Origin of the sequence: Neisseria subflava (assembly GCF_003044645.1) — a bacterium.
GTDB classification, from domain to species: domain Bacteria; phylum Pseudomonadota; class Gammaproteobacteria; order Burkholderiales; family Neisseriaceae; genus Neisseria; species Neisseria subflava_B.
Genome location: NZ_POXL01000003.1, coordinates 1 through 12,332, shown reverse-complemented (window position 1 = coordinate 12,332; position 12,332 = coordinate 1). Strand labels below are relative to the sequence as shown.

11 protein-coding genes are annotated in these 12,332 nt (G+C 45.8%); 3 read left to right on the top strand and 8 right to left on the bottom strand.

Going from position 1 to position 12,332, the window contains the following annotated elements; all coding sequences use genetic code 11:
- Positions 1-54 precede the first annotated feature (54 nt).
- The gene (ettA, locus tag DBY97_RS03725; protein ID WP_107857485.1) at positions 55-1,731 is read right to left on the bottom strand and encodes an energy-dependent translational throttle protein EttA; all 1,677 of its coding nucleotides are present in this window, start codon (positions 1,729-1,731) and stop codon (positions 55-57) included.
- A 341-nt stretch (positions 1,732-2,072) separates the two neighbouring features.
- Between ettA and DBY97_RS03720 the strand changes: the two genes are divergently transcribed.
- The 3 genes from DBY97_RS03720 to pgmB all read left to right on the top strand — a co-directional run bounded on the left by DBY97_RS03720 (position 2,073) and on the right by pgmB (position 6,436).
- Positions 2,073-3,425, top strand: a complete 1,353-nt coding sequence (locus DBY97_RS03720) for an SLC45 family MFS transporter (protein WP_107857484.1) — start codon at positions 2,073-2,075, stop codon at positions 3,423-3,425.
- 74 nt (positions 3,426-3,499) lie between these two features.
- Positions 3,500-5,758: a glycoside hydrolase family 65 protein gene (locus DBY97_RS03715; protein WP_107857483.1), complete on the top strand. Its 2,259-nt coding sequence runs from the start codon at positions 3,500-3,502 to the stop codon at positions 5,756-5,758.
- A gap of 12 nt (positions 5,759-5,770) precedes the next feature.
- Positions 5,771-6,436, top strand: a complete 666-nt coding sequence (gene pgmB / locus DBY97_RS03710) for a beta-phosphoglucomutase (protein WP_107857482.1) — start codon at positions 5,771-5,773, stop codon at positions 6,434-6,436.
- Positions 6,437-6,568: 132 nt separating this feature from the next.
- Here pgmB and DBY97_RS03705 read toward each other — a convergent pair whose 3' ends face one another.
- From DBY97_RS03705 to DBY97_RS03675, 7 genes are all read right to left on the bottom strand, one after another.
- On the bottom strand, positions 6,569-7,699 hold the full coding sequence (locus DBY97_RS03705) for a hypothetical protein (protein WP_107857481.1): 1,131 nt from the start codon (positions 7,697-7,699) through the stop codon (positions 6,569-6,571).
- Positions 7,696-8,628, bottom strand: coding sequence for an ABC transporter ATP-binding protein (locus DBY97_RS03700; protein ID WP_107857480.1), 933 nt, complete (start codon positions 8,626-8,628; stop codon positions 7,696-7,698). The genes DBY97_RS03705 and DBY97_RS03700 overlap by 4 nt, the downstream gene beginning before the upstream one ends.
- A 473-nt stretch (positions 8,629-9,101) precedes the next feature.
- Complete coding sequence (locus tag DBY97_RS03695) at positions 9,102-9,674, bottom strand: hypothetical protein (RefSeq protein ID WP_107857479.1); 573 nt, start codon at positions 9,672-9,674, stop codon at positions 9,102-9,104.
- A 10-nt stretch (positions 9,675-9,684) separates the two neighbouring features.
- A complete protein-coding gene (locus DBY97_RS03690; RefSeq protein ID WP_107857478.1) occupies positions 9,685-10,128 on the bottom strand; it encodes a hypothetical protein in 444 nt (147 codons plus the stop codon).
- Positions 10,129-10,239: 111 nt separating this feature from the next.
- The gene (locus tag DBY97_RS03685) at positions 10,240-10,776 is read right to left on the bottom strand and encodes an NF045616 family extracytoplasmic (lipo)protein (protein WP_107857477.1); all 537 of its coding nucleotides are present in this window, start codon (positions 10,774-10,776) and stop codon (positions 10,240-10,242) included.
- A 30-nt stretch (positions 10,777-10,806) separates the two neighbouring features.
- Positions 10,807-11,559: a zinc protease gene (locus DBY97_RS03680; protein ID WP_107857476.1), complete on the bottom strand. Its 753-nt coding sequence runs from the start codon at positions 11,557-11,559 to the stop codon at positions 10,807-10,809.
- 3 nt (positions 11,560-11,562) lie between these two features.
- A partial coding sequence (locus DBY97_RS03675) for a DUF2345 domain-containing protein (protein ID WP_159069475.1) occupies positions 11,563-12,332 on the bottom strand: 770 nt, incomplete at its 5' end.

Below are 12,332 nucleotides of genomic sequence, written 5' to 3'. Positions count from 1 at the left end.
AAAAGGCCGTCTGAAACATTAAAAGTTTCAGACGGCCTTTTGGTTCAAATCTAATTAACGTGTTACCGGTTTGTAACGGATACGTTTCGGTTTCGCGCCCTCTTCGCCCAAACGGCGTTTCTTGTCGGCTTCGTATTCCTGATAGTTGCCGTCAAAGAACACCCATTTTGAATCGCCTTCGCAAGCCAAGATATGCGTAGCGATGCGGTCGAGGAACCAGCGGTCGTGCGAAATCACCATCACGCTGCCGGCAAATTCCAGCAATGCATCTTCCAACGCGCGCAGGGTTTCCACGTCAAGGTCGTTGGACGGTTCGTCCAACAGCAACATATTGCCGCCGCTCAACAAGGTTTTTGCCAAGTGCAAACGTCCGCGTTCGCCGCCTGACAATTGACCTGCGATTTTGCTTTGGTCGCTGCCTTTGAAGTTGAAACGACCCAAATATTGGCGGGCGGGAATTTCAAACTGTCCGACCTGCAAAATGTCGCGGCCTTCGGCAATGTTGTCGAACACGGTTTTGTCGTTTTGCAAACCTTCGCGGCTTTGATCGATCAGGCTCATTTTCACGGTTTGGCCGATTTTCACTTCGCCGGAATCGGGCTGCTCTTTGCCCGCAATCATTTTGAACAGCGTCGATTTACCTGCGCCGTTCGGGCCGATGATGCCGACAATCGCGCCCGCAGGCACTTTGAAGCTCAAATCGTCAATCAGCACTTTGTCGCCAAACGATTTGGAAACATTCACAAATTCAATCACTTCGTTACCCAAACGCTCGGCGACAGGAATGAAGATTTCCTGCGTTTCATTGCGTTTTTGGTATTCGTAGTTGCTCATTTCTTCAAAACGCGCCAAACGCGCTTTGGACTTGGCTTGGCGGCCTTTGGCATTCTGGCGTACCCATTCCAATTCCTGCTTCATCGCTTTCACGCGCGCGGCTTCGGATTTCGCCTCGTTTTCCAAGCGTTTTTCTTTCTGCTCCAGCCAAGACGAGTAATTACCTTTCCACGGGATACCGTGTCCGCGGTCGAGTTCCAAAATCCATTCGGCGGCGTTGTCCAAGAAGTAGCGGTCGTGCGTTACCGCAACGACTGTACCGGGGAAGCGCACCAAGAATTGCTCCAGCCATTCCACCGATTCCGCGTCCAAGTGGTTGGTCGGCTCGTCCAGCAAAAGCATATCAGGTTTACTCAACAAGAGTTTGCACAAAGCCACACGGCGTTTTTCACCGCCGGACAGATTGCCGATTTTGGCATCCCATTCCGGCAGGCGCAGCGCATCGGCGGCGATTTCCAATTCGTGTTCCGCACCGCCGCCCGTGGACGAACCCGCCGCGATAATTGCTTCCAAGCGGCCCTGTTCTTCCGCCAGCGCATCAAAATCCGCATCAGGATTGGCGTACTCGGCATACACTTCTTCCAAACGTTTCTGCGCCGCAGCCACTTCGCCCAAACCGCTTTCCACTTCCTCGCGCACGGTTTTCTCAGGATCAAGCTCAGGCTCTTGCGGCAGGTAGCCGATTTTAATGCCGCCCATCGGCACGGCTTCGCCCTCAAATTCTTTATCCACGCCCGCCATAATCCGCAGCACGGTAGACTTGCCCGCGCCGTTCAAACCGAGCAGGCCGATTTTCGCGCCGGGGAAGAAGGAAAGGGAAATATCTTTAATGATGGTTTTCTGCGGCGGCACAACCTTGCTCACGCGCAGCATAGAATAGACGTATTGTTGGGACATAGTTTTCTCGTTTCCGTCAAACAAATTTCAGACGGCCCATTTTAACCTATTGCCCCAATACTTGCTTGTTCAAATGCCGTCTGAAAATAGAAATAAGCATCAAAATATACACCGAGCCGAACCGATACCCTCATTGCCCGACGGTATCAATGCCAAACCGCAGAAAATTTGATTTAAGCCAGTTTATCCTTGAACTGGCATTGCCAATATCCGGCGCGCTTCATAAAATGCACCTAATATCCTTGAAAGTACGCACACAAACAATAACGACAGAGAACACCACACCAAGGAACCTTTCAGATTTCTCAATAAAAATACTTTTTAAAAAAAGGATTTACCTCATGTCGGAAAATACGCAAAAAACAGCAAAACAAGGTTTGCCGTCACTGGCAAAAAGTACGATTTGGATGCTGAGCTTCGGCTATCTCGGCGTTCAGACGGCCTTTACCCTTCAAAGCTCGCAAATGAGCCGAATTTTTCAAACGCTAGGCGCTGACCCGCACAATTTAGGCTGGTTTTTCATCCTGCCGCCGCTGGCCGGTATGCTGGTTCAGCCGATTGTGGGCTACTACTCAGACCGCACTTGGATGCCGCGCCTGGGAGGCCGTCGCCTGCCCTATCTGCTTTACGGCACGCTGATTGCGGTCATCGTGATGATTCTGATGCCGAACTCGGGTAGCTTCGGTTTTGGCTACGCTTCTTTGGCGGCTTTGTCGTTCGGCGCGCTGATGATTGCGCTGTTGGACGTGTCGTCGAATATGGCGATGCAGCCGTTTAAGATGATGGTCGGCGACATGGTCAACGAGGAGCAGAAAAGCTACGCCTACGGGATTCAAAGTTTCTTAGCGAATACGGGCGCGGTTGTGGCGGCGATTCTGCCGTTTGTGTTCGCGTATATCGGTTTGGCGAACACGGCCGAAAAAGGCGTCGTGCCGCAGACCGTGGTCGTAGCATTCTATGTGGGCGCAGCCTTACTGATTATTACCAGTGCGTTCACCATCTTCAAAGTCAAAGAGTATGATCCGGAAACCTACGCCCGCTACCACGGCATCGACGTGGCTGCGAATCAGGAAAAAGCCAACTGGTTCGAACTCTTAAAAACCGCACCTAAAGCGTTTTGGACGGTGACTTTGGTGCAATTCTTCTGCTGGTTCGCCTTCCAATATATGTGGACTTACTCAGCAGGCGCGATTGCAGAAAACGTTTGGCAGACAACCGATGCCTCTTCCGTAGGCTACCAAGAAGCGGGCAACTGGTACGGCGTTTTGGCGGCGGTACAATCCATTGCTGCCGTTATCTGCTCATTTATTCTGGCAAAAGTACCGAATCAATACCATAAAACCGGTTATTTCGGTTGCTTGGCTTTGGGTGCACTCGGTTTCTTCTCCGTTTTCTTCATCAGCAATCAATACGCGCTGGTGTTGTCTTATACCTTAATCGGTATTGCGTGGGCCGGTATTATTACCTATCCTTTGACGATTGTAACCAATGCCCTCTCCGGCAAACACATGGGTACTTATTTGGGTCTGTTCAACGGCTCTATCTGTATGCCTCAAATCGTCGCCTCTCTGCTGAGCTTTATTCTCTTCCCTATGCTGGGCAGCCATCAGGCAACCATGTTCTTGGTTGCAGGCGCGGTCTTGCTGCTGGGAGCCTTCTCAGTATGTCTGATTAAAGAGACCCACGGCGAATAATCCATCAATACCATCGGCAAAGGCCGTCTGAAACCTTTGCCGAACTTACAATTTTAATAACAGGAGCTTCATAAATGTATACAAGAATCATGGAAATCAGCCCTTGGACGCTGCGTTCGGCAAAACTGGAAAAAGAACACAAACGGCTGCAAGAGAGCCTGACCAGCTTGGGCAACGGCTATATGGGTATGCGCGGCAACTTTGAAGAAACCTACTCCGCCGACAGCCACTTAGGCACCTACATCGCCGGCGTTTGGTTTCCCGACAAAACCCGCGTCGGCTGGTGGAAAAACGGCTATCCAAAATATTTCGGCAAAGCCATCAACGCGCTTAATTTCAGCAAAGTCAAAATCTTTGTCGATGGGCAGGAAGTGGACTTGGCGAAAAACGACGTTGCCGACTTCTCCGTCGAACTCGATATGAAGCACGGCGTATTGCGCCGCTCGTTCACCGTATTCGGCGTGCGTTTCGATGTATGCAAATTCCTGTCCGTCGCGCAAAAAGAGCTGGCTCTCATCCGCTGGGAAGCCGTATCCGTCGACGGCAAAACCCACCAAGTCCGCATCGATTCCATCATCGACGCCGACGTGAAAAACGAAGACTCCAACTACGAAGAAAAATTCTGGCAGGTATTGGACAAAGGCGTTTCAGACGACCGCTCCTACATTGCCACCCAAACCGTCGCCAACCCCTTCGGCGTGGAACAATTCATCGTCAATGCAGAGCAAACCTTCGCCGGCAGCTTCAAAGCTCTCGGCGGCAGCCAAACTGACTGGCAAGTCTCCAATTCTTTTGAAGCCGAAGTCGGCGGCACGCCCGAAACCTTTGAAAAACGCGTGATTGTTACCACCAGCCGCGATTATCAGGGCTTGGAAGCAGTGAAAGCCGCCGGTCGCGCCTTATCGGAAAAAATCGCAGGCGTTGCGTTTGAAACCTTGCTGGACGCACACAAAGCAGGCTGGCTGCACCGTTGGGAAATCGCCGACGTGGTCATTGAAGGCAGCGACGAAGCGCAACAAGGCATCCGCTTCAACCTGTTCCAACTGTTCTCCACCTACTACGGCGAAGACGCGCGCCTGAACATCGGTCCAAAAGGCTTTACCGGCGAAAAATACGGCGGTGCGACCTATTGGGACACCGAAGCCTACGCCGTGCCGCTCTATCTCGCACTGGCTGAACCCGAAGTTACCCGCAACCTGCTGCAATACCGCCGCAACCAACTGCCGCAGGCGCAACACAACGCGCGCGAACAGGGTTTGGCGGGTGCACTCTATCCGATGGTAACGTTTACAGGCGTCGAGTGCCACAACGAATGGGAAATCACCTTCGAGGAAATCCACCGCAACGGCGCGATTCCTTACGCCATCTACAACTACACCAACTACACCGGCGACGAGGGCTATCTTGCCAAAGAAGGCTTGGAAGTCTTGGTCGAAGTGTCCCGCTTTTGGGCGGACCGCGTCCACTTCTCCAAACGCAACGGCAAATACATGATTCACGGCGTAACCGGCCCGAACGAATACGAAAACAACATCAACAACAACTGGTACACCAACACCCTCGCCGCATGGGTATTGGACTACACCCGCGAAGCCTTGGCGAAATACCCGCGTCCGGATTTGAACGTGCGTGCCGCCGAGTTGGAAAAATGGGCGGACATCAGCGAGAATATGTACCGTCCGTATGACGAAGAACTCGGCGTATTCGTCCAACATGACGGATTCCTCGACAAAGACATCCGCCCCGTGTCCGCGCTTTCGCCCGACGATTTGCCGCTCAACCAGAAATGGTCGTGGGACAAAATCCTGCGTTCGCCCTTCATCAAACAGGCGGACGTATTGCAAGGCATCTACTTCTTCGGCGACCATTTCAATATCGACGAAAAACGCCGCAACTTCGACTTCTACGAGCCGATGACCGTGCACGAAAGCTCGTTGTCGCCTTGTATCCACGCCATCCTCGCCGCCGAACTGGGCAAAGAAGAAAAAGCTGTGGAAATGTACCGGCGCACCGCCCGCCTGGACTTGGACAACTACAACAACGACACCGAAGACGGTCTGCACATCACCTCCATGACCGGCTCGTGGCTCGCCATCGTCCAAGGTTTCGCCCAAATGAAAACCTGGGGCGGCAAACTCAGCTTCGCACCGTTCCTGCCGGGCGCGTGGACAGGCTACGCCTTCCACATCAACTACCGAGGCCGTCTGATTAAAGTCGCCGTCGGCAAAGAAAATGTCGTCTTCACCCTGCTCAAAGGCGAACCGCTTGATTTGCAGGTGTACGGCAAAGACATCACGCTCGACGGCAGCCACACCGCCGCGTTAAACAAATAAGGAGGGCGAAAAATGACGTTTACCGCAGTCCTCTTCGATCTCGACGGCGTGATTACCGATACCGCCGAATACCACTACCGCGCGTGGAAAAAGCTCGCCGAAGAACTGGGCATCGGCATCGACCGCAAGTTTAACGAGCAGCTCAAAGGCGTATCGCGCGACGATTCGCTCAAACGCATCCTCGCGCACGGCGGCAAAACCGTCGGCGAAGCCGAGTTCGCCGAACTGACCCGCCGCAAAAACGACAACTACGTCGAGATGATTCAGGCAGTCAAACCCGAAGACGTGTACCCCGGCATTTTGCCGCTGCTGGAAGCATTGAGGGCAAACGGCAAAAAAATCGCCCTCGCGTCCGCCAGTAAAAACGGCCCGTTCCTGCTCGAACGCATGGGGCTGACCCACTTCTTCGACGCCATTGCCGACCCTGCCGCCGTCGCACATTCCAAACCCGCCCCCGACATCTTCCTCGCCGCAGCCGAGGGCGTGGGCGCAGACATCCACCAATGCATCGGCATTGAAGACGCCGCTGCCGGCGTCGCCGCCATCAAAGCCGCCGGCGCCTTGCCTATCGGCGTGGGCAAAGCCGAAGACTTAGGCAGCGACATCGCGCTGGTGTCCGACACCGCCGAGCTGACCTACGCCTACTTGCAAAACGTGTGGGAACAGTCGGGCAGATAAAATACTCAGGAAGTAGAAAGGCCGTCTGAAAACCAAATTTTAGGTTTTCAGACGGCCTAAGATCTTTCTAAAAAATCCCCTAAACTTCTACCAAGATACTTAGAGAATTTTGCAAAGCTCTTGTCGGTATTTCTAAAATGCAAGTGCCCACAGCGAACGGGCCAACAAAAACACAGATAACCCCAGTGTAATACTATTAAAGCGAGTTGCTCTCATATTGCAGCAAATTAATAGTATACAAACCAAACAACCGATTTGTATAAACGGTATCAACAGTACACCACCAGCCAACATAAACGAGGATATGATCGCCAGGGGCAACAATACCCACCAGGCAGGGATGTCATACCATCGAGCTTTCTTACTTAGCGATTGAAACCGAAAATCCTGTACAACCAAAGAAACTAAAGCCAAACCTGAATAATTGACGGATGCCATCCACCAAAATACATTTTTATCTGCTAAAGCCCACCAATATAAAATAGGCGATAATACTGTCAAAATCAAGAACACGCGCCTTGGAGATTGCAAGTAAAGTTTCCATGCCATAGCGGCATATACTGCTATCGCTGAGAAAACTGCACCTATGCCTGCTGAAATTAAAAGTTCCAAAGGCATGTTTGTAATATCATAATTAATAAGAGTCCTGCGAAATGCACTACCATTCTCCTCAGAGTAAAAAGCCTCTGATGCTGCGCTTGAAAAATTAGAGAAGAAAACCATGCATACGATATACAGTAGGATTAGCTGCAGTATTGAGCCTGTATATTGCCGTGGACCGCGCCCAAACTGTAACGCGTTGACAACGATCAAACAGGCAACCGTCCATGCAGTAAATGGGATAGTTGCAAAGAAATACAGTAATTGAGGAGTTTCTCCATTATCAAGTAGCACTCCCAAACCCAATACCAACCAGCCTATAACAAACCCCACCCATGCCAAAACTGGCGCAGCCAAAACTCGTGAATAAGCCATCTGCCACGGCGATAAAGAAGACATTCGTAACTGGTCAAATGTATTGGAAGATATGTCTTGTTTAAAACTCCTTTCTATTAAAATATAACCTGCCAAAGCTGACAGAGCCAAACCAAACCCACCTACCATAATCAAATGGTCTGACCATTCAGCACCTTCCCGTTTAGTGATAGCAAACAGCCCATACAAAATAAATATACCGGCAACCATACCCCAGTTTAAATTCAACCATAGCAATCGCTGAAACTCCGCGTTTACCATAATTTTTGGCGGTTTGATACGATTCATGCAGCCTCTCCCTGTTTTTTGACCTGCAAACTGTTTTGATAACTTTGCAGCAAAGTAGTTTTCACAATATCTGCCCCACTTAACGCCAAATCCCTCAACACAACATCACGGATAAGCCGTACACGTGCCTCATCGCCTGAATCAATTAATACCAACAATGCAGAATCATCTACTTTTACATCATAAACGTAATCCAATCCTTGCAATACACCTGCCGCAACACTGATTTCCTCAGTTGCAAAACACAAGCGCACAGTTTGACGATCAGTATTTTCATCCTGCAACGCCTGGAACGCCTGAATTCTCCCTTGCTTAATAACAAGCATATGGCTGCAATATTCGTCCAATTCAGACAAAATGTGACTGGATACCAATATCGTCATACCTTCCTTCTGCAATTTAAGCAGCAACAACGACAACTCATGCCGTACTTCAGGATCCAGGCCGCTAGCAGGTTCATCCAACAATAAAAATTTCGGCTTGTGAATAATGACCTGTCCAATACCTACGCGTTGCTTTTGGCCCCGCGAAAGTTCACTGATAAAACTACCAAGTTTATCTTCTAAACCCAAAAGTTGAACAGTTTCACTCAAAATTTCAGGTAAATTTTTCTCTGAAACCCCGCGCGAACTGGCAGCATAAGTCAAACATTCCAAAACAGTAAGATTCTGCGGCAATCCAAAAATATCAGGCAAATAGCCTAATTTAGCATAACTCTCGCGAGGGTTTTCTAAAACAGGCTGCCCATCTAAAAGAACCTTCCCACTACTTGGATTCTCCAAACCAGCCATACATCGCATCAGCGTCGATTTGCCTGCTCCATTCGGCCCAATCAGCCCTGTAATGCTTCCTTGAGGAAGCTGTACCGAAATATCATGCAGCACTTGCTGTTCATCGTAATGAAAATACAGATTTTCAATATTTATCATCAGTTGTCCTTATATTTCAGACGGCCTTATAGCCGCTGACATATTCAATAATGCATCATCATAACATTAAATACCACCAAAAAGATTTTCTAGATAACATCAAAATTATAAAAAGGCCGTCTGAAAAAACATGGTATTTTTCAGACGGCCTTCCTTATCAAATTTACTTAATTGGTTTTAAAGTAAGACAGTATGATATCCCAAATAGCCAGTACTTCATCTTCGCTGAGTTTCGTACCGTCTTTCTTGTCAGCGCCAAACTACATTATAATGCGCGGACTCCTACTACCGGTAGGTATTTACTATCTTCCTATTTAATCATTTTCAGTACCAAGATACCATTGAGATAGAGTTTTTCTTTATAGACAGTGTATTTAAAAACTCTATTTAGTAAACTTTTCCAATAAAAGATTACATAGCAATCTGAGGTGACTATTGGCTTAACATATTTATATAAATTTCATATTTTAATATCACTCAGATTTATCGAAGTTAGATCTGCAAAGTTCTGTAAACCTCGAGTTTGTTTCAGTAAGGCTATTTTCTACAACTAACTCTCCATTCGTGAAGCAAAACCATAATACTGAAGACTCTCTTTCATATTTTCCTGTTCGAACAGCCACAGAAAATGTTCCTTTATCTAATAGTGCTCTAGGAATAATAACTGTATTTTGTCCAGCAAGAATAACCTTTTCTTTATTTTTAGGTTGCTGTTCTATAGATTTCTTTATGCACTCTTCTTTAAATTTATCCCATTCTTGATATTGGCAATGAATATTAACATCATATTCATGAAGATATTCCCCATTTTTAAAAATTCCTAGAATAAATTCCCAAATGTAGTCATCCTCCTCAAGTTCAGGTGAAAAAACAACTACATTCTTTTGTGAATCTAAAATAGCATCTAACTTTACTGTTCGTTTTTCATAAAGAGCTGAAAAATAAATATAAAAAGGGAATATAATGGTAATAGCAATCAAACCAATTACAATTTTTGGGATTAGCATATAAATAAATTTTGCTAACCCTAATTTAGCGTCTCTCATTCATAAATCCTTATGCCATAACATACCCACTCAATACCATAATATAATCATTTATATTCTTATTTGCATTTCCCTGTTTGTTATGGGTAAACCTTGTTCCCATATCTGGCATCTTATTTCCATTCTGATCGTGTCTTAAAAATCGATAATAATAATCTTCCACTATAGAAGCCAACGCTTCTGGATTGTATGGTGTAACATCCATGAACAACGCATCTGGTAGTTTTCCTTTGATCTTTAATGATCTTAAAACTTGTTGTCTAGGTTTCATCTTATCAGATAATGAATAATTATACGGATTATATGCAAATTTTAATGCTTGACATTCTAATGCTATTACACTAAAGATTATTCCTGCATACTGATATTGCCACGCATGGGTTACCTCATGCACTAAAAGTGATAGATTAGCCGGAATTTTTCCACCTTTACTTCGTAGAGTAAAATCATCCATATAATAATGGTGATATTGGCTATCTGGCATACGATTTTGAGAAATAGGAACTGGGAAAACTAATTATCTCTCCATAGCATAATAGCATGTAGAAATCAGTCCATTTTTTCATCATTTCCATAAATTTTTAAACCATTTAATTAATGAATCAAACCAACTTTCTTGTATTCCTATCATTGTATTATTTTCAAGGAAATCAGTTTTATTTCTACATTTTCTAGAGGATGAGTCAATAGAACCTACTTTAACCTTTCCATCTTCCTCTATTATGCAATAATAATTTTTCATACCAATGAAATCAGCATATCCATACGTATTTGGCTGAAGCGTGATATCATAGACTTCATTACTTTTTAATACTATACCATCAAAATTATTATTATCTATAACAATACAATTTTCTTTATTTGGATAGTTTTTATCAAATGAATTTTCATAATACCAAGATCTATATTCTCCTAAGTCTGAATCAAAAAAACCTACGCCTAGCAAATAATTACCTGAAAGATTTTTCTTATTAGTATAAATGCACAACATATTGTTTTTTATGTTTATATCTACATCATTATCAGAATATGGAGATGGTGAAATTCCATATACTTTAATACTTATCATTAAGATAATAAAATAAAATATGTTTCTACTCATATCTTCATCCTCTTAAAAAATTAATAAAACTCAAAAAGAATAAAAATCTTTTCCTTTCCGATAAAAGCCCTTATTTATTGCTCTTCTTGAAATATTCTTGTTCTTGTTATTCTCTCCCCATCCCCATGCAACAGATTTTAATTTTTTATCGAGTGGATTTTTTAAAAAATCTCTTAAAACATATTCTCTTCTTGATTGCTCAGCTAGCAACGTAGGAAGATTACTTAGTTTTACTGCATAATTTTTATGATATTTAACTAAAAAATAATGGCAAATAATATCAGCCTGCTGCTCTATATTGAAATCCTTAAACTCCTTTTTTGCATCTACCCCTAGCAAATCGTAAAAATATGCCATCAATCTACCTGAAGGATGCTTCTGCGAGTAACCGCCTTTTGTAGAGATACTTACACCTCTGCAAGCAACGCAGATATCCATGGCAAAATACTGCCAGACATGAGCCATTTCATGGATAAACCAACGCTTTTCCTCTTCTATTCCACTAGAGAAATCTTTGATCTCATCATATTTCTTACTTGGCAAGTGTATTTCTCCAAACGGTGTCATTGCATTATCAGAGTGATCTGGCATACCCAACAACTCCCCTCTCACTATCCTTACTTTTTGATAAGGTATTGAGTCCTTAAAAATCAATTTTGCCAAAGAAATTTCTCCCACAGTCAGCTTTCTGGATTCAGGAGCCAGTGGAACGATGATCGGGCTTCCTGTATTGGTAGTGTTTAACAACTCGGTTGTCGCACTTTGCTGTTTAACGTTAGCCATAATTTACTCCTTTGTATCAATTTCAATGCGGATATTTTCCGGATTTGTTGTGGTTACGTAATGAGTTAGCCCATTTTGGTCTGTCCTTCCTTTTATTACAAGTCTATCATCCTGATAAATTTTATATAATACATTTGTTAAAACCTCCCCCGTCAATTCATCTTGCAATACAAATTGCCGGCCATATCTATGAAGAGGAGAAGCAGGAAGAAACACTTTATTTAATATGCTATTCGGCCCATTCACCACCAACGGCGCCCTTACCCGCACCACCTTCGGACTCCCGATCTCAACTTCCCCGTTGCTCAGTTTGATATATGCCCCTTTGCAGGTAATCAGAATCTCTTCCTTCGCCGCTATGGTGATTTTTCCTGTGCTGCTGGTTAACGTTGCATCCTTCAAAGCATTCAGCTGCAACTCGTCATTCTGTGCCTGTACGGTGACTGCGCCTTGATTGGCCTGCATCTTAATACCGCTGCTTTGCGCAAACAGGTTGAGGCTCTCTGCCGCATGGGCGGTCAGGCTTTGTCCTACGGTAATGTCGGTATTTGCCCCGCTGACCAGGTGGATGTTTTCATTGGCGGTGTGAAGTTGGCTTTGCTGTGTCGCGGTAGCGATGCCGGCCGGGGCAGTTTGGATCAAACCTGCCTCTTTCAGGTCTTTAAGGGCGTCTTTCAGACGGCCCCTTTGGGTTTCTTCATCGGTGTGGTGGTTGTTGGCCGTTTGGGCGGCTTTGTTCAGGCTTTTGGCCAGGGAGAGTGCTTGTTCGAGTT